The organism is Mycobacterium sp. DBP42, from assembly GCF_005924235.1.
Taxonomy (GTDB): domain Bacteria; phylum Actinomycetota; class Actinomycetes; order Mycobacteriales; family Mycobacteriaceae; genus Mycobacterium; species Mycobacterium syngnathidarum.
Genome location: NZ_VCMY01000004.1, coordinates 92,984 through 113,891 on the forward strand (window position 1 = coordinate 92,984; position 20,908 = coordinate 113,891).

The 20,908-nt window shown below is 68.0% G+C and carries 20 protein-coding genes; 8 read left to right on the forward strand and 12 right to left on the reverse strand.

What is annotated here, in order from left to right; translation table 11 throughout:
• Position 1: 1 nt before the first annotated feature.
• Complete coding sequence (gene lipB / locus E0T84_RS06430; protein WP_070943342.1) at positions 2–679, reverse strand: lipoyl(octanoyl) transferase LipB; 678 nt, start codon at positions 677–679, stop codon at positions 2–4.
• 68 nt (positions 680–747) lie between these two features.
• Between lipB and E0T84_RS06435 the strand changes: the two genes are divergently transcribed.
• On the forward strand, positions 748–1,239 hold the full coding sequence (locus tag E0T84_RS06435; RefSeq protein ID WP_138744061.1) for an STM3941 family protein: 492 nt from the start codon (positions 748–750) through the stop codon (positions 1,237–1,239).
• Here the strand turns inward: E0T84_RS06435 and E0T84_RS06440 are convergent.
• Positions 1,236–2,141, reverse strand: coding sequence for a TIGR01777 family oxidoreductase (locus E0T84_RS06440; RefSeq protein WP_138744062.1), 906 nt, complete (start codon positions 2,139–2,141; stop codon positions 1,236–1,238). The two genes, E0T84_RS06435 and E0T84_RS06440, sit on opposite strands and share 4 nt — an antisense overlap.
• A gap of 25 nt (positions 2,142–2,166) precedes the next feature.
• Positions 2,167–3,912, reverse strand: a complete 1,746-nt coding sequence (gene sucB / locus E0T84_RS06445; protein ID WP_138744063.1) for a 2-oxoglutarate dehydrogenase, E2 component, dihydrolipoamide succinyltransferase — start codon at positions 3,910–3,912, stop codon at positions 2,167–2,169.
• Between the two features lie 216 nt (positions 3,913–4,128).
• On the opposite strand from sucB, the gene E0T84_RS06450 reads away from it, so the two are divergent.
• The gene (locus E0T84_RS06450; protein ID WP_138744064.1) at positions 4,129–4,482 is read left to right on the forward strand and encodes an oxidoreductase; all 354 of its coding nucleotides are present in this window, start codon (positions 4,129–4,131) and stop codon (positions 4,480–4,482) included.
• Positions 4,483–4,550: 68 nt separating this feature from the next.
• Complete coding sequence (locus E0T84_RS06455; protein ID WP_138744065.1) at positions 4,551–6,287, forward strand: SDR family oxidoreductase; 1,737 nt, start codon at positions 4,551–4,553, stop codon at positions 6,285–6,287.
• Between the two features lie 3 nt (positions 6,288–6,290).
• Here E0T84_RS06455 and E0T84_RS06460 read toward each other — a convergent pair whose 3' ends face one another.
• From E0T84_RS06460 to E0T84_RS06470, 3 genes are read right to left on the reverse strand one after another with little or no spacing between them, the layout of a single operon-like run.
• Entirely contained in the window at positions 6,291–7,220 is a 930-nt protein-coding gene (locus E0T84_RS06460) for a lytic transglycosylase domain-containing protein (RefSeq protein ID WP_138744066.1), read from the reverse strand.
• A gap of 26 nt (positions 7,221–7,246) precedes the next feature.
• Positions 7,247–8,767: a leucyl aminopeptidase gene (locus tag E0T84_RS06465; protein WP_070943336.1), complete on the reverse strand. Its 1,521-nt coding sequence runs from the start codon at positions 8,765–8,767 to the stop codon at positions 7,247–7,249.
• Between the two features lie 29 nt (positions 8,768–8,796).
• A complete protein-coding gene (locus E0T84_RS06470) occupies positions 8,797–9,879 on the reverse strand; it encodes an adenylate/guanylate cyclase domain-containing protein (protein WP_138744067.1) in 1,083 nt (360 codons plus the stop codon).
• A 66-nt stretch (positions 9,880–9,945) separates the two neighbouring features.
• Here E0T84_RS06470 and gcvT point away from each other — a divergent pair, with 66 nt between their 5' ends.
• Together gcvT and E0T84_RS06480 are read left to right on the forward strand one after the other, a co-directional pair.
• Complete coding sequence (gene gcvT, locus E0T84_RS06475; RefSeq protein WP_138744068.1) at positions 9,946–11,052, forward strand: glycine cleavage system aminomethyltransferase GcvT; 1,107 nt, start codon at positions 9,946–9,948, stop codon at positions 11,050–11,052.
• 22 nt (positions 11,053–11,074) lie between these two features.
• On the forward strand, positions 11,075–12,181 hold the full coding sequence (locus E0T84_RS06480; RefSeq protein WP_070943333.1) for a branched-chain amino acid aminotransferase: 1,107 nt from the start codon (positions 11,075–11,077) through the stop codon (positions 12,179–12,181).
• Positions 12,182–12,326: 145 nt separating this feature from the next.
• Here E0T84_RS06480 and E0T84_RS06485 read toward each other — a convergent pair whose 3' ends face one another.
• Genes E0T84_RS06485 through E0T84_RS06500 form a run of 4 tightly spaced genes read right to left on the reverse strand, consistent with a single transcriptional unit; the run spans position 12,327 to position 15,371 of the window.
• Positions 12,327–13,052, reverse strand: a complete 726-nt coding sequence (locus tag E0T84_RS06485; protein ID WP_070943332.1) for an adenosylcobinamide-GDP ribazoletransferase — start codon at positions 13,050–13,052, stop codon at positions 12,327–12,329.
• Positions 13,049–14,119 carry a nicotinate-nucleotide--dimethylbenzimidazole phosphoribosyltransferase gene (cobT, locus tag E0T84_RS06490; RefSeq protein ID WP_138744069.1) on the reverse strand — a complete coding sequence of 357 codons (1,071 nt, stop codon included), beginning with the start codon at positions 14,117–14,119 and terminating at the stop codon, positions 13,049–13,051. Before cobT ends, E0T84_RS06485 begins: the two co-directional genes overlap by 4 nt.
• On the reverse strand, positions 14,116–14,658 hold the full coding sequence (locus tag E0T84_RS06495) for a bifunctional adenosylcobinamide kinase/adenosylcobinamide-phosphate guanylyltransferase (protein WP_138744070.1): 543 nt from the start codon (positions 14,656–14,658) through the stop codon (positions 14,116–14,118). The genes cobT and E0T84_RS06495 overlap by 4 nt, the downstream gene beginning before the upstream one ends.
• A gap of 23 nt (positions 14,659–14,681) precedes the next feature.
• Positions 14,682–15,371 carry a DUF3043 domain-containing protein gene (locus E0T84_RS06500; protein WP_070943329.1) on the reverse strand — a complete coding sequence of 230 codons (690 nt, stop codon included), beginning with the start codon at positions 15,369–15,371 and terminating at the stop codon, positions 14,682–14,684.
• A 152-nt stretch (positions 15,372–15,523) separates the two neighbouring features.
• Between E0T84_RS06500 and E0T84_RS06505 the strand changes: the two genes are divergently transcribed.
• Positions 15,524–15,877 (forward strand): iron-sulfur cluster assembly accessory protein, encoded by a 354-nt coding sequence (locus E0T84_RS06505; protein WP_070185333.1) that lies wholly within the window; start codon positions 15,524–15,526, stop codon positions 15,875–15,877.
• A 20-nt stretch (positions 15,878–15,897) separates the two neighbouring features.
• On the opposite strand, the gene E0T84_RS06510 is transcribed toward E0T84_RS06505, so the two are convergent.
• Positions 15,898–16,524 carry a hypothetical protein gene (locus tag E0T84_RS06510; protein ID WP_138744071.1) on the reverse strand — a complete coding sequence of 209 codons (627 nt, stop codon included), beginning with the start codon at positions 16,522–16,524 and terminating at the stop codon, positions 15,898–15,900.
• Positions 16,525–16,696: 172 nt separating this feature from the next.
• Here E0T84_RS06510 and E0T84_RS06515 point away from each other — a divergent pair, with 172 nt between their 5' ends.
• Positions 16,697–17,671, forward strand: a complete 975-nt coding sequence (locus tag E0T84_RS06515; RefSeq protein WP_138744072.1) for a carbohydrate kinase family protein — start codon at positions 16,697–16,699, stop codon at positions 17,669–17,671.
• A gap of 30 nt (positions 17,672–17,701) precedes the next feature.
• On the opposite strand, the gene asnB is transcribed toward E0T84_RS06515, so the two are convergent.
• Entirely contained in the window at positions 17,702–19,669 is a 1,968-nt protein-coding gene (gene asnB / locus E0T84_RS06520) for an asparagine synthase (glutamine-hydrolyzing) (protein ID WP_138744073.1), read from the reverse strand.
• A 190-nt stretch (positions 19,670–19,859) separates the two neighbouring features.
• Between asnB and E0T84_RS06525 the strand changes: the two genes are divergently transcribed.
• A complete protein-coding gene (locus E0T84_RS06525) occupies positions 19,860–20,897 on the forward strand; it encodes a cytochrome c oxidase subunit II (RefSeq protein ID WP_070185329.1) in 1,038 nt (345 codons plus the stop codon).
• The last annotated feature ends 11 nt before the right edge of the window (positions 20,898–20,908 follow it).

Consider the following 20,908-nt stretch of genomic DNA (forward strand, 5'->3'; position numbering starts at 1 on the left):
TTCATCCTACGTTCAGGGCCACTTCCAGCCGTCCGTCCAGCGCATCGCCCACGGCGGCGGCGACTCGGTCGGTGACGTCCTCCACGGTGACGCGGCGGCCCAATTCGGCGGTCAGCGAGGTCACGCCGGCGTCGGCGATGCCGCACGGCACGATCGCGGAGAACGCCGACAGATCGCAGTCACAGTTCAGCGCGAACCCGTGCAGCGTCGTCGCCCGGGCCACCCGGATCCCGATCGCCCCCACCTTGCGGGCCGGCCGGAGCTCGTCGCCGGGAACCCATACGCCCGAGCGTCCCTCGACCCGATCGGTCTGCAGGCCCAGATCCGCGCACACGTTGATGAGCGCTTGTTCAAGGCGCCGAACGAAATTCACCACATCCAACGGCTCGGCCAGCCCGACGATCGGATAGCCCACCAGCTGTCCGGGGCCGTGCCAGGTGATCTTGCCGCCACGATCGGTATCGACGACGGGGGTGCCGTCCATGGGGCGTTCATGCGGTTCGGTGCGCTTGCCTGCGGTGTAGACGGCCGGGTGTTGCAGCAGCAGCAGGGTGTCGGGTCCACCGGCCACCCGGGCGTCGGCCACCTCACGCTGTAGGTCCCAGGCGGCTTCGTAATCGAGTGTGCCCAGGCGTCGCACCTCAAGGGGAGCAGCGGCTGAGCGGATGGATGCCGCCATGGCAGCCACGCTACTCGTGCCCAGGATTGCCGTCCGGTGCAGGGGTTGACGCCGAATAAGGTCGGATGATGCCGACGTTCTCTGCCCGATATTCGCCGTGGCGATTGTTGATGCTGACGGTGCTCGGCGTACTGATGAGCGCAATATCGGCTTGGATGGCAGGGTCGGCCGAGGCCTCCCTGCTACACAAGGCTGCCGGTGTCTGCGGCACCCTGCTCTTTCTTGGCGCAGCGGTCCTCGCCGCGGTCCGGTTGTTCGACCGCCGTGAGCAACTGCGGGTAGCACCCGACGGCATCTACTACAAGCAGTGGTCAGAAGCGGTGATCCCGTGGGGCGAGATCGTCAACGTGACGGTGTGGAAGTACCGCAGTCAGAAACTGATCATGCTGCACCTGGCCGACCCGCAACGGTTCCCGTCGACGACGCTGCTGGGCCGGTTGAGTCGGGCCAACCGGAGGCTGGCCGGCGGTGACATCGCGATATCGCTCACCCCGATGGACCGTGGGTTTGACGACGCGATGGCTGTGATCGAGGACTACCGGGCCACGTCCGGTCGCTAGTCGCGGGGCGCGGTGGCGTAAGCCAATGCCTCGCCCACGGTCTTGTGGTGGAAGTTGAAGCCGGCCCGTTCCAGTGCGGCGGGGATGGCGCGCTGGCCCACCAGCAGTCCCTCGTCGGCGATCTCGCCCAACAGGGTGCGCAGCGCGAAGCCAGGAACCATCACCGGGGTGGGCCGGTTGAGCGCACGTCCCAGTGCCGCGGTGAACTCGGCGTTGGTCACCGGGGCCGGTCCGGTGAGATTGACCGGGCCGGAAAGGTTTTCGTTCGACATCGCGAACAACACCGCGCGGACCTCGTCCTCCAGGCTGATCCACGGGATGTACTGCCTGCCGTTGCCCAGCCGGGCGCCGAGTCCCAGCGAGAACAACGGCTTCAGCCGGTTCACCATGCCCCCGGACGGCGCCATCACCAGCCCGGTGCGCAGCAACACCACCCGTGACCCGGCAGCTATGGCGGGCGCGGTCGCCGCTTCCCAATCCGCGCACAAACCGGCCAGGAAACCCCGTCCCTCGGGTGCGGACTCGTCGGTCACCCGGTCTCTGGTGTCGCCGTAGTAACCGACCGCGCTGGCATTGATCAGCACCGGCACGCCGGCGTCGGCCACAGCGCCGGCGAGTACCTCGGTGGGCCCGATCCGGCTGTCGCGCAGGCTCTGCTTGAAGGCGCCCGACCACCGCTTCTCTCCGACGCCGACGCCGCAGAGATTCACCACCGCGTCGACGCCGTGCAGCGCCCCGGCGTCGAACTCTCCGGTGTCGGGGTTCCAGAACAGCTCGTCGCCGTTCGATGGTGCTCTGCGCACGATCCGGAGTACCCGGCGATCGGCGGCGCGCAGCGTGGACACCAGCGCCGAACCGATCAGACCGGATGATCCCGCTATCGCGATGACGGCATCCGCCACAGTGGGGAGCCCCTCCTAACGGCCCTTACAGCCCGAGGTCGGCCTCGAATGCACCTTCTTCGAGCCTGCGCTTGATGGTGGTCACGAACCGGCCGGCGTCGGCACCATCGATCAATCGATGGTCGTAGGTCAGCGGCAGGTAGCACACCGACCGGACACCGATCGACTCGTTGCCGTACTCGTCGGAGATCACTCGAGGCCGCTTGACGATCGCGCCCGTGCCCAGCATCGCTGCCTGCGGCGGCACCAGGATCGGGGTGTCGAACAGCGCGCCCTGGCTGCCGATATTGGTGATCGTGAATGTGCCACCGGCCAATTCGTCAGGCTTGAGGTTGCCCGACCGGGCCCGTGCCGCGATGTCGGAGATGGCGCGAGCCAATCCGCCGAGCGACAGGTCACCGGCGTTGTGGATCACCGGCGACAACAGGCCCTGCTCGGTGTCGACCGCGAAGCCCAGGTGCTCGGCGTCGTAGTAGGTGATCTCCTTGGTGTCCTCGTTGTAGCTGGCGTTGACATTCGGGTGGATCTTGAGCGCGTCGATCACTGCGCGCGCGATGAACGGAAGGTACGTGAGGTTGACGCCCTCGCGCTCGGCGAAGTCCGTCTTGGCCCGGGCCCGCAGCGCCACGATCTTGGTCATGTCGACCTCGTGGGTCTGGGTCAGCTGAGCGGTCGCCTGCAACGATTCGCGGGTCTTCTTCGCGGTGATCTGGCGAATCCGGTTGGCCTTCTGCGTGGTTCCGCGCAGGTGGGCCAGGGCCGGAGCCGGGGCTGCCGAGGCAGCCGGTGCGGCCGCCGCGGGCGCTGCCGGTGCGGCAGAAGCGGCCGGCGCCGGCGGGGCCTTCTTGGCTTCCGCCGCGGCGAGCACGTCCTGCTTGCGGATGCGACCGCCGACACCGGTGCCCTTCACCGAGGCAAGGTCAACACCGTTCTCCGAGGCCAACTTTCGCACCAGCGGGGTGACGTACGGCGAGCCGTCCCCAGCGGCGGCGGACGGTGCCGGGGCAGCTGCGGGCGCGGGCGCCGACTCGGGCTTGGGCTCTGGTTTGGGCTCTGGCTTCGGTTCCGGTTTCGGTTCGGGCTTGGGTTCCGGCTTGGCCTCGGGAGCCGGCGCTGCCGGAGCCGGGGCGGCTGCGGGGGCGGCGGAGGCGTCGCCGATCTTGGCCAGTTCGCCGCCGACGGCCACGGTGTCGTCCTCCTCGGCGGTGATCTCCAGCAGGGTGCCGGCCACCGGGGACGGGATCTCGGTGTCGACCTTGTCGGTGGACACCTCGACGAGCGGCTCGTCGACGCCCACGGAGTCACCGACCTTCTTGAGCCACCGGGTGACGGTGCCCTCGGTGACCGACTCGCCCAGTTCGGGCATCACGACGGTGGTGGCCGGCCCGGACGCGGCGGCCGGGGCCGGCTCCGCGGGCGCTGCGGGTTCCGCGGCGGCGGTCTCGGCCGGGGCGGCCGACGGCTCGGTGGCCTGAGGTTCGGGCTCGGCTGCGGCTTGCGGTTCCGAGGACGGCGCTTCCGAGGCTTGTTCGCCGGATTCGCCGATCACCGCGAGCTCGCCGCCGATCTCGACGGTGTCGTCCTCCTGAGCGACGATCTTCGTCAGCACGCCTGCGGCGGGGGACGGGATCTCGGTGTCGACCTTGTCCGTGGACACCTCCAGCAGCGGCTCGTCGAGTTCGACGGTGTCGCCCTCCTGTTTAAGCCAGCGGGTGACAGTCCCCTCGGTGACGCTCTCACCTAGCGCGGGCATCTGGACGGAGATGGCCATGTGTATTGACTCCTCGGACGGTCACTTGTGACGACTCGAACTCTGGCTTACCACAGCAGGGTGCACTGGGTGCGGCACCTAGGTGGATTGTCGGAACCATCCTGTCACTGCAGCATCATTCGCACGCACTCAGGGTTGCTCAAGGCTCTGGCACTATCGAGTCAGGGTTTGCAGGGCTGTTCTCCGAACATCCCCAGAGCTGAGGAGACCGTTCCATTGGGGTTGTTCGACGCGTTTCGCCGGGGAGGTTCGGTGCGCGGATCCGGCGGCGCGGCGGCCGAGGATCTGCGTTATCTGCAGCGCTGGGTGGCCGAGCACACCGGCGTCGAGGCTTTCGTGGAGCCACGCACCACTGTCACCGACGTGACGGTGGTGCTGGTTGCCGCGGATGGGGAATGGACCCGTCGCCGCGCCGGTGGTGAGGCCGGCGCACGCCGGCTCAGCGACCGGCTGCAGATCCCGGTCTACGACGTGCAGAAGGTCGGGTATCCGCAACGCATGCGTGATCACGACGCGCGAAGGCGCATCGAACGGGAGCGCGCCATGCGTCGCGAGCTCGACGACCGCTAGAGTCAGAGCAACCGATACCTCCGGTATTGGATACTGATCGTTACAGGTACCTCGTGGAGGGGTGGACAATGCAGCGCTTCGTCGTCAGCTCGGACGGGACCCGCATCGCGGTGTACGAACAAGGGGACCGGCAGCGGCCCACTCTGGTGATGGCGCACGGCTGGCCGGACTCCCACGTGCTGTGGAACGGCGTGACCGGTGAACTGGAGGACCGGTTCCACATCGTGCGATACGACAACCGCGGCGCCGGCGCCTCGGACGTTCCCAAAGCCGTCCGGGCATACCGCATGGACCGGTTCGCCGACGACCTGTCCGCCGTGATCGACGCGGTCAGCCCCGGGAGCCCCGTGCACGTGCTGGCCCATGACTGGGGCTCGGTGGGGGTGTGGGAGTACCTCAGCCGGCCGGAGGCCTCCGAGCGGGTGGCATCGTTCACATCGGTGTCGGGACCCAGCACCGACCACTACGGGTCGTTCGTGCGCGGCCGGTTGGCCCAGCCGTACCGCCCCATCCGGTTCGCCAAGGCGGTGAACCTGGCATCGCGGTTCAGCTATTGGGTCCCGTTCTCCATTCCGGTTCTCGCACCGGCGCTGATGCGTCGCGGGGCGGCGCGCCGGCTGCAGGCCATCGACACGCCGGGTCCCAAGTTCCAGTCCGAGACGCTCGACATCGACGCGGCCAACTCGCTCAAGATCTACCGTGCCAACGCGATTCGATCGTTCACGACACTGCGCACCGACCACTACGTGACCGTGCCCGTGCAGTTGATCTGCAACGACCACGATCCTGTGGTGCGCGGGCACGGCTATGACGAGGCGTCCAAGTGGATGCCGATGCTGTGGCGCCGCGACCTCAAAGCCGGGCACTGGGCGCCGTTCTCGCACTGGCGCGCCATCGCCGAGGCCACCGCCGAGCTGATCGACCACATCGAGGGTGCCCCAGCCTCCCGGGCGCTGCGGCGTGCCCAGATCGGTCGGTCGCGTGAACCTTTCAGCGACACACTGGTTTCTGTCACCGGCGCGGGCAGCGGCATCGGTCGCGCCACCGCCCTGGCCTTCGCTGCGCAGGGCGCCGAGATCGTGGTCAGCGACATCGACAAAGATGCAGCAGCGGCGACGGTCGACGAGATCGCTGCCCGCGGCGGGTTGGCCTACGCCTACGGGCTGGACGTGTCCGATGCCGACGCCGTGGAGAGTTTCGTCGAGCAAGTGTGCAGCACGCACGGGGTCCCCGATGTGGTGGTCAACAACGCCGGAATCGGCCACGGCGGAAAGTTTCTCGATACGCCTGCCGATCAGTACGACCGGGTGCTGGACGTGAACTTCGGCGGAGTCGTCAACTGCTGCAGGTCCTTTGCCCGCCGCCTCGTCGACCGCGGCACCGGCGGTCACATCGTCAACGTGGCCTCGATGGCCGCCTACTCGCCGTCGGCGTCGATGAACGCCTACTCCACCAGCAAGGCCGCGGTGTTCATGTTCTCCGACTGCCTGCGCGCCGAATTGAACTCGGCGGGAGTCGGTTTGACCACGATCTGCCCGGGGATGATCGACACCAACATCATCGACACCACCCGCTTCGACGTGCCCGCCGACAAGCAGGGGCAGGTCGAGCAGTTGCGGGCTCAGACCAAGAAGGTTTTCGCTGCCCGGCGCTACGGGCCGGACAAGGTGGCCAAGGCCATCGTCGCGTCCGTCGTGAAGGGCAAGGCGATCCGCCCAGTGACCCCCGAGGCCTACGCGGCGTATGGGGTGGCGCGGCTGGTGCCGTCGGCGCTGCGCCGCGCGGCGCGGTCGGGCTCGCTCTAACCGCTACTGCGGGTGCGCCGTCAGATACTCGCCGACCGGTATCCGCGATTCTGCGGCGTACCCGATGGGCAGCAGCACGTCACCGGCCGTTGAGACGTAATAGACGTCCCAGCGGTAGAACGCGCCGAACGCCGCCGGATCGGCGGCCATCGCCGCGGCATAGTCGTTGACCGCCCGCACGTACGCGTCGGCGTTGTTGTAGCGGAACAGGGCGTGGTCGGGGTTGCTGGTAAAACCGTTGGCGGCCAGGTAGTTACCGGCTGCCATGATGCTGTCCCTCGGGGAGTGGACGTCGCCGCCCATGCCGTAGGCGGCAAACGTGGACGGCATGAACTGCATCGGTCCCTGGGCACCGGCCGAGCTGGTTCCGCTCACGCTGCCGAAGTGGGTTTCGATCAGGTTGATCGCGGCGAGGAAGTTCCAGCCCACGCCCGAGGCGGCTTCGGCGTCGCGATAGGCCGCCAGCAGTTCCCCAGGCGGGGGCGGCGGGTTGATCCGCCACGCGGGCAGCGTGTCCCGCGGTTCGGCCAGCGTGGCCAGCTGCCGCCGCGCGTCGACATTGCGGTCGTAGAACGCCACCAACTCGGCCGGGATCCGGGGGCGGATGATCCCGTCCCATTCGGGGTGCCGGCCGATCGCCCGGTAGGCCACCTGCTGACGGCGCGCGGCCTGCGTCAAGGCCGCCTCCGGCGTCGACGGGTCGCGCAGAGCCCGCTCGTCGGCCACAAGGTCTCGTGCCAACCGGTCCGGGTCGGGGGCCAGGCGCGGTTGTGCGCCGGCCGGGGCGGCCGGCGTGGTGGTGGGAGACGTCGCTGACGTGGCGCTCGGAAGGTTCGGAGTGCTCGGGCTCGCGGCGTCCTGCGATCCCGAACAGCCGGCGAGCGCCGCGCCCAACGTGAACAAGATGGCGAGATCGCGGGCAATCCTCGACATCTTGTTCACGTTGGGCGGGGACATGATCAGCCGTTCGCGGCGATGTCCTCCAGGACCGCGAACATCGTGCGGGTCGGCACGCCGGTGCCGCCCTTGGGTGTGTAACCCCATGGGCCGCCGGTGTTGTAGGCCGGTGCAGCGATGTCGATGTGTGTCCATTCGACCCCGTCTGCGACGAACTCGCGCAGATACGTCCCGGCCACCAGCATCCCGGCATAGCGCGACCCGCTGACGTTGGCCAGATCGGCCACCGTCGACTTCAGATCGTCCTTGAGCTCCTCGGGAAGCGGCATGGCCCAACCGTTTTCACCGACGGCCTGTGACAGCGTCGCGACCCGGTCGCGGAACTCGTCACTTCCCATGACACCAGGTGTGCGGGCACCGAGAGCGACGGTCTGCGCACCGGTCAGCGTCGACGTCTCGATCAGATAGTCCGGCTCGTCCTCGCAGGCCCGTACGATCGCGTCGGCCAGGATCAGCCGGCCCTCGGCGTCGGTGTTGAGCACCTCGACGGTGATCCCGCCGTACTGGGTCAGCACGTCGCCCGGACGCTGCGCGGTCGCCGAGGGCATGTTCTCGGCCATCGGCACGGTCGCGATCACCTCGATCGGAAGATTCTGCTTGGCGGCCAGCACCACGGTCGCGATCACCGCCGCCGCTCCACCCATGTCCGAGGTCATGTGATGCATGTTGGCGGCAGGCTTGATCGAGATGCCGCCGGTGTCGAATGTGATGCCCTTGCCGACCAGTGCGACGCGCTTGGGCTTCTTGCCCGTGCCACGGTGCACCAATCGCACCAGACGCGGCGGTCGCGAGGATCCCTTGCCCACCCCGACGATCCCGCCGTAACCGGCCTTGGTCAGGGCCTTGTCATCGAGCACCTCGACCTCAAGTCCGGCGGTCTCACCCAAAGCCTTTGCGCGCTTGGCGAATTCGTCGGGAAACAGGTGGCTGGGCGGGGTGTTCACGAAGTCCCGGGCAGTGGCGACCGCCGAGGCGATGTCCGCCGCGCGCTGAGCCTGGTTCTTCGTCGCCGCCTTGGTGTCGGCCGTCAGGGCCACGATCGCGGTGAGGCCGGCGTCTTTGGGTGCGGTCTTGGCGCTGCGGAAGTCGTTGAAGCGGTAGGAGCCCAGGATCAGGCCCTCGACGGCGGCTTCCAGATCGATGTCGGACAACGTAGTGACAGCCGTCTCGGTGCCGTTCAACGACCGTGCTGCCGTACCGGCGGCACGGCGGATCACGTCGGCAGGCCACTCGTCGCGGGGTTTGCCGAGGCCGACGGCCAGCACACTGGCGACCGGCAGTGACGGCGCGAGCACCCTGGTGACCTGGTCGGTGCCGCCCTTGGCACCGAGCGCGGCGAGTGCCACCTCGATTTCACCGACCGCCTCGGCATCGAGGAACGGGTTGCCGACAACGGCGGCGGTCGAATCGTCATCCGGCCCGCTGACCACGGGAACGATCAGCACGGCCTCGCTCTTGCGCTTGGGCAGCGACGCGCTGACGGTGACGTTGGGAACCTGGTAACCGGGATTTGCGGGGCTCACCCCGCCTACCCTAGTCAGGCCGCCGAGGCTCACGGCAGACGCAGCGGATACGCCGTCACCGGTGCGGTGAAACCCTTCAGTGTCAGCGTGCGAGCCGCAGTGAACGCCCGCCCGGTGAGGAGCTCACACAGCGGCTCGGACACCAGGATCTGGCTGGGTTCGGCCGCGGCGACCAGGCGGGCCGCGCGGTTGACCGGATTGCCGAAGTAGTCGCCGCCGATCGCCAGCACCTCGCCGAAATCGAGCCCCGCCCGCACCTGCAGGTTGGTCTCGGCTGCCCGGGGGTGAGTCACCAGGTCCACGGCGACCTGTAGCAGTTCAGCGGGTTCGGAGCCGACCCACATGATGGCGTCTCCGATGAACTTGACCACGCGGCAGTCGGCGGCGTGCACGATTTCGGTGCTGGTGGCGCTGAACTCGTTGAGCAAAGCCGACAGCTCGGTGGTGGTCAGCATCTGCGTGAGCGCGGTGAACCCCGACAGATCAGCAAACCCGATGCCGCACACCGCATTCGACGATCCGTCGTGGATCACCTGCTCGAAGTAGCTGCGCGCGCTCATCACGTGGTGGCGGTGCACGGCATCGACCATCGAGCCGATGCGGGGAATGAATCCCGCGGCCACCCGGTATGCCTTGGCGGTGGCGAGCTCGTCATGGGTGACGTTGAGCTGGATTTCAGGTGTTCCGGCCCGGCTCATCGACGACAGGGCTTCGGCCAGGCGAGCCATCCCCGAACCGATCACGCGCAGCAGACCGGTGGCCTCGACATCGCCGACCAGCACACGCAATTCCGCCCAGGTGCGCAGGGTCTCCAGATCGGCGCGGCTCAGGGTCTTCACCTCGCAGCCCGCCACCGTCAGGCCCAGCGCGGCCCACGCCCGCTGAACATCATGGAGCGGGACATCGAGCTCAGTGGCCACATCGGCCAGACAGTATTCCGGCGGCCCCGACCACTGCAGCACATCCCCGGCCAGCCCGAACAAGCGGCCGCGGGACTCGGCCTCGATCATCTGCTCGGCGGTGAAACCCAAGTCGTCGAGATACTCGATCAGCGGGGCGCGCTGTCGTGCGTCAGCGATCCCGGCGGCAGCCAGTGCATCGAAATCGACCACCAGACCAGTGTGCAGTCGGTGGGGCGATCAGGCTTGAAGTTCAGGCGTTCAGATTATGGTTGGCCCGTGACTGACGATCTGCTGCACGGACCGCTGGAAGACCGCCACCGCGAACTGGGGGCCAGTTTCGCCGAATTCGGTGGATGGCTGATGCCCGTGTCCTACGCCGGGACCGTCTCCGAACACAACGCCACCCGCGAGACCGTCGGCCTGTTCGACGTCAGCCACCTCGGAAAAGCACTGGTCAAGGGTCCGGGTGCGGCGGCCTACGTCAACTCCGCCCTCACCAACGACCTGAATCGAATCGGGCCGGGCAAGGCTCAGTACACCCTGTGCTGCAAAGACGAAGGAGGCGTGGCGGGAGTTATCGACGACCTGATCGCCTACTACGTCTCCGACGACGAGATCTTCCTGGTGCCCAACGCCGCGAACACGGCGGCCGTCGTCGCGGAACTGAAGAAGCACGCCCCCGATGGGCTGACCATCACCGACGAGCACCGCTCGTATGCGGTGCTGGCGGTACAGGGGCCCAAATCCGCCGAGGTACTGGAGTCGTTGGGGCTGCCCACCGAGATGGATTACATGGGTTACGCCGATGCCGAATACAACGGCGTGTTCGTGCGGGTGTGCCGCACCGGTTACACCGGCGAGCACGGCTACGAGCTGCTGCCGGCCTGGGACCGCGCCGGTGAGGTTTTCGACGCGCTGGTGACGGGCGTGCGTGCCGCCGGCGGCGAACCCGCGGGTCTGGGCGCCCGTGACACCCTGCGCACCGAGATGGGCTATCCGCTGCACGGCCACGAGCTGTCCCTCGACATCTCGCCACTGCAGGCTCGTTGCGGGTGGGCGATCGGGTGGAAGAAGGACGCGTTCTGGGGACGCGACGCGCTGCTGGCAGAGAAGCAAGCCGGCCCGACCCGAGTGCTGCGTGGCCTCAAGGCCGTCGGCCGCGGTGTCCTGCGCGCCGATCTCGCTGTGCTCGACGGGGACACCCAAATCGGCACCACGACGTCGGGAACGTTCTCGCCCTCACTGAAAGTCGGTATCGCACTGGCGCTCATCGACACCGCCCACGACATCGCCGACGGACAGCGGGTGAGCGTGGACGTGCGCGGGCGTGCCGTCGAATGCGAGGTGGTCAAGCCGCCATTCGTGGCCCCGAAAACACGCTAGCCTCGGGCGATACAATCGCTGCATGACTAGCGGCCATCTCGAGTTCACGGTTTCAGCCAATGCGAATCCGGCGACCGATGAGGTACGCGAGTCCATTCTGGCCAACCCCGGATTCGGCAAGTACCACACCGACCACATGGTGGCCATCGACTACACCGCCGGGCATGGCTGGCACGACGCGCGGGTGATCCCGTACGGGCCGATCGAGCTCGATCCCTCGGCCATCGTGCTGCACTATGCGCAGGAAGTGTTCGAAGGGCTCAAGGCCTACCGTTGGGCCGACGGCTCGATCGTGTCGTTCCGGCCCGAGTCCAACGCGCAGCGGTTGCGTGCGTCGTCGCGGCGTCTGGCCATTCCGGAGCTTGGCGAGGACGTGTTCGTCGAGTCGCTGCGCGAGCTCATCGCCGTCGACGAGAAGTGGGTGCCCGCGGCCGGCGGTGAGGAATCGCTTTACCTGCGGCCGTTCGTGATCGCCACCGAGCCCGGCCTGGGCGTGCGTCCGGCCAACGAGTACCGCTACCTGGTGATCGGCTCCCCGGCGGGGGCGTACTTCAAGGGCGGCATCAAGCCGGTCAGCGTGTGGTTGTCGCACGAGTACGTGCGTGCATCTCCGGGCGGCACCGGTGCGGCCAAGTTCGGCGGGAACTACGCGGCCTCGCTGCTCGCACAGGCCGAGGCCGCCGACAACGGCTGCGATCAGGTGGTGTGGCTGGACGCCCTCGAGCGCCGCTACGTCGAAGAGATGGGCGGGATGAACCTGTTCTTCGTCTTCGGCAGCGGAGGCTCGGCCCGCCTCGTCACGCCCGAGCTGTCCGGTTCGCTGTTGCCGGGCATCACGCGAGATTCGTTGTTGCAGTTGGCCACCGATGCCGGTTTCGCAGTCGAGGAACGCAAGATCGACGTCGATGAATGGCAGAAGAAGGCCGCAGCGGGCGAGATCACCGAGGTGTTCGCATGCGGCACCGCTGCGGTGATCACCCCGGTGTCCCACGTCAAGCACCGTGAGGGTGAGTTCACCATCGCCGACGGGCAACCGGGGGAGATCACCATGGCCCTGCGTGACACCCTGACCGGGATCCAACGCGGCACCTTCGCCGACACCCACGGCTGGATGGCTCGGCTCAACTAGCTGCACTGACCCGTTGCGGACCTCGTGTCTGCTTTGCCGCGCCCGCTTTGTCACGCCAGCCGGGTTGCCCAGGAAACCCGGACAACCCGGCTGGCGTGACACTCGCGGAGGGCGCGACGCTGCGGGCGGGCAGGGCCGTGACGAGTCAGCCGATCGCCATGCCGAGTGCGACGATCGTCGTCGTCACCTCGACGGAGGCACCGAGCACGTCGCCGGTGATGCCGCCGAACCGTCGCACGCAGTGAGCGACCAGCAGCGCCGAACACCCCACCGCGATCACCATCACGACCGGGCCCTGCCACATCGGAGGTCCCGCCCACGCGGCCAGGGTGGCGACTGCGATCACCCACGCCACCACGATGGTCGCCGGTTGGGTGCCCGCGACGGCACCGCCCAGCGCGCTGCCGGCCGCCGCCGGCACCGAACGTCGGCAGGCGACTACCGCCGCGACGCGGCCCGCCGCGACGGCGACGACGATGGCCACCGTGTCGAGTCGGGTGAATGCCATTGTCTGGCAACCGATCACGACGATCACCGCAGCGACGCCGAACGGTCCCGCCGAGCCGTCGCGCATGACCGCCAAAGCTCGCTCCGGTGGGCCGTAACAGCCCAGTGCGTCGACCGTGTCGCAGAACCCGTCGATGTGCAGCCCGCGGGTGGCCAACAGCAGGACGGCGACCGCCAGCAGGCCGGGCAGTGCGTTCTCGGTGCCGAATGCCCACTGGCCACCGGCCACCACCGCCGCGGCCAGCGCGCCGAGCGCCAGCCCGACCACCGGCAAGGCCGCGAGGGCACCTCGCCCGACACCGGCGGACGTTCGAACCGGCAGAACGGTGCCGAACGCGAACGCCCCGCCAAGTGCGCCGATCACGGTGTTGATTCGGGCAGTCCGGCCACTGCGGCTTCAGCGAACGTGGCCATCGAGGCCAGTGTGGCGATAGCGGCTTGCACGATCGGCAACGCCACTGCGGCGCCGGTGCCCTCGCCCAGGCGCATGCCCAGGTCGACGATCGGCTCCAGCCCCAGGTGTGACAGCGCCAGGCTGTGCGCCGGTTCCGTCGACCGGTGACCGGCCTGCCACCAGGCCCGCGCACCTGGTGCCAGCTCCTCGGCCACCAGGGCCGCCGCCGTCACCACCAGGCCGTCCAGCAGCACCGGGGTGCGCCGCAGCGCGGCCTGCGCCAGGAACCCGGCCATGGCGGCCAGGTCTGCGCCGCCGCACACCCGCAAAAGGCCCAGCGGGTCCCGCGTCACGGTGCGCGCCCGGTACAGCGCGTCACGCACCGCACCGGTTTTGCGCCGCCAACCGAGATCGTCGATGCCGGTTCCGCGGCCGACCACCACGACGGGTTCGGTGCCGGTCAGCGCGGCTACCAATGTCGTTGCCGCCGTGGTGTTTCCAATTCCCATATCGCCTGCGATGAGCAGATCGGCGCCGGCGTCGACCTCCTCGTCGACGATCCGGCGTCCCGCAGCCACGGCGGCGGCCGCGTCCTCTTCGCTCAGCGCATCCTCGATCGCGATGTTGCCCGAGCTGCGGCGCACCTTGTGCGCGCCGATCGCGGGGGACAGTGGTTCGTCGCAGTCGACGGCGATGTCGGCCACCCGCACGGTGGCCCCGGCCACCTCGGCCAGCACGTTGATCGCCGCGCCGCCGGCGTCGAAGTTGGCCACCATCTGGCCGGTCACCGCGGACGGGAACGCCGACACCCCGGCTGCGGTGACCCCGTGGTCGGCGGCGAAGACCACCACCCGCGCCCGGGTGAGCGGCCGCGGCGGGCACACGCCCTGACATGCGGCCGCCCATACCGAGAGCTCCTCGAGGCGCCCCAGTGAGCCGGGCGGTTTGGTGAGCAGCGCCTGGCGGGCCCGTGCCGCGGCGGCGACATCGGCATCCGGTGCGGCGACCGGGGCGAAGTCCGCGTCGAATTCGGTCATGACGGCTCCTTCACCGTGAGCGGTTGGCCGGCCACCACCAGCACCACGCGGTCGCACACCGCGGCCAGGCGCTGGTTGACGGTGCCGAGTTCGTCGGCGAACCGCCGCCCCGCCTCGGTGGCGGGGACCACGGTCAGCCCGACCTCGGGACTGACGAGGACCAGGGGAGCGGTGAACGCATCCACCGCCTCCACGAGCGCGTCGACCTCGGAAACCACGGGTGCGCCGGACCAGGCGCCGAGGCGGTCCATGGTTGCCGTCAGCCAGCCGCCGATGTCGTCGACGAATGTTGCGGTGTCGGTTGCGTGCGGATCCGTGGCCAGGGCCCCCACAAGATCACAGGTCTCCACGGTGTGCCAGTGCGCGGGCCGACGAGTCCGATGCGCATCAACGCGCCGAGTCCAGGCCGGATCGCTGTCGGCGGCGGGCCCGGTGGCCAGATATCGCACGGGAGCGCTCTCCCCGGCAGCGGCCGCCACGGCCGCCTCGGCCCACTGCGATTTCCCGGAGCGGATCCCACCGAGCACCAGAGTGCGCACCGCTCACCCCGCCTGACGCGGCATCAAGAGATCTTGGCGCCGCGCTCGACCATCGGCCGCGGCGCGCGCATCCGGCGCAGCTGCGACGCCCGGCTGGCCGCGTAAAGCCCTAGCTTCCAACCGCTTTCGGTGTTGTCGGGGAACTTGTCATCCACCATGTGGTTCACCTTGCGGCCGACGATGAACCCGTCGATCAGCATGACGACCACCAGGATCAGCATCGCGTAGGACAGGATCTGCTGGAACTTCAGCGACGGCAGCGCCAACATGAAGAAGATCATCGCCAGGGCAGCCGGCATGAACAGGCCCAGCACGTTGCGGCGCGAGTCCACGATGTCGCGGACATACCGGCGAACCGGACCCTTGTCGCGGGGCAGCAGGTAGGACTCCTCGCCGGCCATCATCTTCTCGCGGCGATCAGCCATGTCGGCTCGGCGGGAGAGCCGCTCGATCTTGCGCTCTTCCTTGGAAAGCTTCGGCCCGCGCAACTCCTTGCGGCGCTGACGAGCCTCGGCCGCGGTCAGGGGCGCGGGGGCGACCGGGCCGCGCCGCTTGGTGGCCTCGCTGCGTTTGGGGGTGGGCCTGCCCTTGGGGGCGGTGCCCGCGGTGGCACCGCCGGCGTCCGTCGGCGCGGCGTCCGCGGCACCCTTCTCGACTTGGTCGGTGCCGGCGGGTTCGCCTTCGTTGTCCTTCTTACGGCCCAGCAGCTTCACGCCAGCCAGGTTACTGCCCGCCGAAGGTGGCCTGGCCACACGCCCCGGCCTGTGGACAAGTCGGGAATAGCGCCGGAACAAGGTACCGTTGAAGTAGTAGACGCGCGGTACGTCCACGCGTCTTGATGCCCAGGGACGCTTTAGGGAGAGCTATGACTGTTCAGGACGCCACCACCGAAACCCACGGTGTGACCCTGTCCGACGCTGCTGCGACGAAGGCGAAGGCGCTGCTGGACCAGGAAGGTCGCGACGACCTCGCACTGCGTATCGCGGTCCAGCCCGGTGGCTGCGCCGGCCTGCGCTACAACCTGTTCTTCGACGACCGTGCCCTCGACGGCGACCTCACCGCCGAATTCGGCGGCGTCAAGCTGACCGTGGACCGGATGAGCGCGCCGTACGTACAAGGCGCCACCATCGATTTCGTCGACTCGATCGAGAAGCAGGGCTTCACGATCGACAACCCGAACGCCACCGGTTCCTGCGCCTGCGGCGATTCCTTCAACTGACGTGAGCTGACCGCCGGCGGTCAGTACTGACCGCCGGTGCGCAGCACGTACGAGCACACCAGGACCTGCTCGCCGTTTCCGTCTCTTTTCACCAGTAGCTGTGCCACGCCCTGTTGTTCGTCACTGATGGGGCGCTGTCCGCGTGCGGACCCACTGGCCGGTGCGACGCGCATGGTGAACAGCACTTGAGCCTGTGTGGTGGACCACGGCACGTTCGCGTCGATGCCGGTCACCTCGACCTGGCTGAACTGCTTCTGGAATGCGTCGCTGGCCAAGCCCGCCACCGCCAGATCCGCCTTGCGCTCCTTGACCCCGTCGTACAACCCGCACAAGGTGTGCCGCGCGACGGTCTCGTGATCCCCGTCCAGCAGGGCGTTGAGGTACTCCTGGACCGCGGCCTGGGCCCGGGCGTCCGAGAGCACCATCGGTGCGGCCGGACCACGGCGGCCGGCCACCAGCACTGCGGTCAACACGCCCACCAGCGCCACCACCGCCAACGTCGCCGCCAGGATCTTGGGCCAGCGCCGGCGGGTCGGGTAGGGCACCGGCGGCGGCAGCGTCCCTGGATAGGCGGACGGGGCGGACGACACCTGCTCGGGATACGGCTGAGGCGGAGTCTGCTCGGGGTACTGGTAGGAACCAGTCATTAAATGGCGCTCCCCGCGTGATCTGGAAGTTGGTCAGCCGTCTACGGTGACCGGGAATACGGTTATACGCAGGTTAGCGCAACCCGCGAAGTGCGACGGCGCGCGCCGATCGCCGATGGGCCGCCCGGGTACTGTTATGTAGCCGACTTAACGAAATGAGGGGTGACACCACGTGACCATCGCAGTTACCGGATCCATCGCGACCGACCACCTGATGCGGTTCCCGGGCAAATTCTCCGAGCAACTGCTGGCCGACCACCTGCAGAAGGTGTCGCTGAGCTTCCTGGTCGACGATCTGGTGATCCACCGCGGGGGCGTCGCGGGCAACATGGCCTTCGCGATCGGCATCCTCGGCGGCGACGTCGCGCTGGTCGGCGCAGCGGGTCAGGATTTCGACGACTACCGCACCTGGCTCGAAGGCGCCAATGTCGACTGCGGCAGCGTGCTGATCTCCGCGAGCGCCTACACCGCACGCTTCGTCTGCACCACCGACGAGGACATGGCCCAGATCGCGTCGTTCTACCCCGGAGCCATGTCGGAGGCACGCAACATCTCGCTGGCCGATCTGGTGGCCCGGGTCGGCGCCCCGGAACTGGTGATCATCGGCGCCAACGATCCGGAAGCGATGTTCCTGCACACCGAGGAGTGCCGCAAGCTCGGTCTGCCGTTCGCCGCCGACCCCTCTCAGCAGCTGGCCCGGCTTTCCGGTGAGGAGATCCGCAAGCTCATCAACGGCGCCGCCTACCTGTTCACCAACGACTACGAGTGGGACCTGCTGCTGCAGAAGTCCGAGTGGAGTGAGGCTCAGGTGATGAGCCAGATCGGCATGCGCGTCACCACACTCGGCGCCAAGGGCGTCGACCTGGTCAGCTCGGACGGCACCTTTGTGCACGTCGACGTCGTCCCGGAGAAGCTCCAGGCCGACCCGACCGGCATCGGCGACGCCTTCCGGGCCGGCTTCCTCACCGGACGCAGCGCGGGACTGAACCTCGAGCGCTCCGCCCAGCTGGCCTCGCTGGTCGCGGTACTGGTCCTGGAGTCGACGGGTCCGCAGGAATGGACCTGGGATGCGGCCGAGGCCGTGCAGCGCCTCACCGACGCCTACGGCCCCGAGGCCGGCGCCGAGATCGGCCAGGCGCTGGCCTGAGACCCGGCCGCAGCTCTGAGCCTGCTCGGCTCAGAGCTGCACCGGGTAGTGGGGCTCGGAGATCTGCGGGGTCACGCTGTGCTCGACGAAGATGGCGTGCCACAGCATGAAGATCAGCACGGTCCACAGCCTGCGACTGTGATCGCTGACGCCGTTGCGGTGCTCGTCGAGCATGGTGCGGACCGCGCCCAGATCGACGTACTCGCCGGCACCCGAGGATGCCGTCATCGAGTAGGCCCAGTCCATCAGCTCACCGGCGCGCAGCCAGTGCCGGATGGGCACCGGAAAGCCCAGCTTCGGCCGGTTCAGCACGTGCGCCGGAATGATCGGCTCGAGCGCACGCCGCAGCGCGTACTTGGTCGTCGAGCGGGTGATCTTCTGATCGACGGGCAGCTTGGACGCCACCGCGAACACCTCGGGGTCCAGGAACGGAACCCGCAGCTCCAATGAGTTGGCCATGGTGATCTTGTCCGCCTTGACCAAGATGTCACCGCGCAGCCAGGTGAACAGATCGATGTGCTGCATCCGGGCCACCGGATCCCAGCCCTGGGATGCGGCGTACACCGGTGCGGTGACGTCGGTGTGGGTCCACTCCGGCCGGAAGCCCGGCAGGACCGCCCGCAGCTGATCATCGGAGAAGCTGCGGGCATTGCCGTAGTAGCGCTCTTCCAGCGTCAGCGAACCGCGATGCAGCAGGCTCTTGCCGCGCATGCCCTCCGGCAGCGGCTTGGATGCCTTACCCAGCGACTTGCGCACCGGCCGGGGGAGATAGTCGAACGGCCGCAGCGACAACGGCTCCCGGTAGATCGTGTACCCGCCGAACAACTCGTCGGCACCCTCGCCGGACAGCACCACCTTGACGTGCTTGCGGGCCTCGCGGGCGATGAAGAACAGCGGCACCAGGGCCGGGTCGGCCACCGGTTCGTCCAGGTACCAGACGATTTCCGGCAGCGCCTCGACGAACTCCGCCTGGCTGACCACCTTGGTGACATGCCGGGCGCCGATGGCCTCGGCGGACGCGACGGCCACGTCCACCTCGGAGAAGCCCTCCCGCTCGAAGCCGGTGGTGAACGTGATCAGCCGCGGATTGTGCCGCATCGCCAGCGCCGCGGTAGCCGTCGAGTCGATACCGCCGGACAGGAACGCGCCCACCGTCACATCCGCGCGCATGTGCTTGGCGACGGAATCCTCGAGGGCGGCGGTGATCTCGTCGTAGCGGGACTGCTCGGCATCCTTGAGGAACGGCACCGGGGTGAACTTCGGGACGAAGTAGCGCGTCACCTCGGGGCGGCCGCCGGGCTTGAGCCGCGCGTAGCTGCCCGACTCCAAGCGCCGGATGCCGCGATGCAACGTCTCTGGTTCGGGCACGTACTGCAGCACCGTGTAGTGCTGTACCGCCCGATCGTCGATGCCCAGGTCCAGCCCGAGAACGTCGGCCAGGTCGAGCAGGCACTTCTTCTCACTGCCCACCGCGGTGCCACCCGGCCCGGTGGCCATGAACAGCGGCTTGATGCCGAACGGGTCCCTGGCGCAGAACAATTCACGCTCCACGGTGTCCCACACCGCGAACGCGAACATTCCGCGCAGTCGATGCAGCGCGTCGGCACCCCAGTGGTGGTAGGCGGCGACGATGGCCTCGCCGTCCCCGTCGGTGTGAAATACCGCACCGAACTCCGCCCGCAACTGCTCGCGCAACTCCAGATAGTTGTAGATCTCGCCGTTGAAGACGAGCGCGTAACGGTCCGGCGCATCGGCAGGCCCCCACCGCAACGGCTGGTGACTGTGCGCGATATCGATGATCGACAGCCGGTTGAAGCCGAGCACCACAGTGCCCTCGCCACTCGTATCGGCCCATGTGCCCGGCTCGTCCGGGCCCCGGTGACGCATCAGGTGGGAGGCTCCCGCCACCGCGTCGACCAGCCGCGATCCGGCTTCAGCAGAGGCCTCAGCCTGGGAGGATTCGGAGGGGTCAGTTACCAACGCGAGCAGTCCGCACACCGCGCCAGTATGTCTGATCCGGCGGTTCGCCGAGACCACCACCCGGGGGGTCGCGCCCGTCGCTGCAGGGCCTTCGCAACCGCATTCCCGAGTCGCTTCGCTCGCGTGGACCGGCGTGGTCTACGCTGCGTAGTATTCGCAAAACAACGACCGGTCGCGGTCGCGAAATACCGATCTAGGAGGCGCCAACGTGACACCTCGCGGGCTTAAGGCGGTGGCCCGAGCGGCGTTGTTGACCATTGTCCTGGGTGGCTCGGCACTCTTGCTGAGCGGCTGCAGCTGGCAGGACGCACTCGCGCTCGGCTGGCCGACCGGGATCACCCCGGAGGGCAAACTCAACCGAGAGCTATGGATCGGCTCGGTGATTGCGTCGTTCGTGGTGGGCGCCATCGTGTGGGCCCTGATCTTCTGGTCGAGTGCCTTCCACCGGAAGAAGAAGGGCGATACCGAGCTGCCGCGCCAGTTCGGCTACAACATGCCGCTGGAGCTGGTGCTGACGGTCATCCCGTTCCTCATCATCTCGGTGCTGTTCTACTTCACCGTCGTGGTCCAGGAACGGATGCTGCACAAGGATCCGAACCCTGAGGTCGTCATCGACGTGACCGCCTTCCAGTGGAACTGGAAGTTCGGCTACCAGAAGATCGATTTTGCCGACGGCTCATTCGATTACAACGGGGCCGATGAAGAACGCAAGGCCGCGATGACGTCCAAGCCGGAGGGCGAGGACGCGCACGGACATGAGCGCGTCGGCGCGGTGCGCGGCTTGAACCCCGAAGATCGCACCTACCTGAACTTCGACAAGATCGAGACGCTGGGCAGCTCCACCGAGATTCCGGTGCTGGTGCTCCCGGTGGGCAAGCGCATCGAGTTCCAGCTCAACTCCGCGGACGTGATCCACGGATTCTGGGTTCCCGAATTCCTCTTCAAGCGCGACGTGATGCCCGATCCGGTGGCCAACCACTCGGATCACATCTTCCAGGTCAGCAAGATCGAGCAGACCGGCGCGTTCGTGGGGCGCTGCACCGAGATGTGCGGGACCTACCACTCGATGATGAACTTCGAGGTCCGGGTCGTTGAGCCCAACGACTTCAAGGCCTACATCGATCAGCGCAACGCCGGCAAGACCAATGCCGAGGCGTTGGCGGCCATCAACCAGGAGCCGCTGGCCATCACCACGCACCCGTTCGACACCCGACGCGGTGAGCAGGCACCGCAGGCGAGCAAGTAGGGGCTACACGC

What these genes read in the sequence shown, in the direction of transcription:
- lipB (WP_070943342.1), bottom strand. Translation starts at nt 679, where the DNA reads ATGGCGGCATCCATCCGCTCAGCCGCTGCTCCCCTTGAGGTGCGACGC.
- E0T84_RS06435 (WP_138744061.1), top strand. Translation starts at nt 748, where the DNA reads ATGCCGACGTTCTCTGCCCGATATTCGCCGTGGCGATTGTTGATGCTG.
- sucB (WP_138744063.1), bottom strand. Translation starts at nt 3,912, where the DNA reads ATGGCCATCTCCGTCCAGATGCCCGCGCTAGGTGAGAGCGTCACCGAG.
- E0T84_RS06455 (WP_138744065.1), top strand. Translation starts at nt 4,551, where the DNA reads ATGCAGCGCTTCGTCGTCAGCTCGGACGGGACCCGCATCGCGGTGTAC.
- E0T84_RS06460 (WP_138744066.1), bottom strand. Translation starts at nt 7,220, where the DNA reads ATGTCGAGGATTGCCCGCGATCTCGCCATCTTGTTCACGTTGGGCGCG.
- E0T84_RS06480 (WP_070943333.1), top strand. Translation starts at nt 11,075, where the DNA reads ATGACTAGCGGCCATCTCGAGTTCACGGTTTCAGCCAATGCGAATCCG.
- cobT (WP_138744069.1), bottom strand. Translation starts at nt 14,119, where the DNA reads ATGACCGAATTCGACGCGGACTTCGCCCCGGTCGCCGCACCGGATGCC.
- E0T84_RS06505 (WP_070185333.1), top strand. Translation starts at nt 15,524, where the DNA reads ATGACTGTTCAGGACGCCACCACCGAAACCCACGGTGTGACCCTGTCC.
- E0T84_RS06510 (WP_138744071.1), bottom strand. Translation starts at nt 16,524, where the DNA reads ATGACTGGTTCCTACCAGTACCCCGAGCAGACTCCGCCTCAGCCGTAT.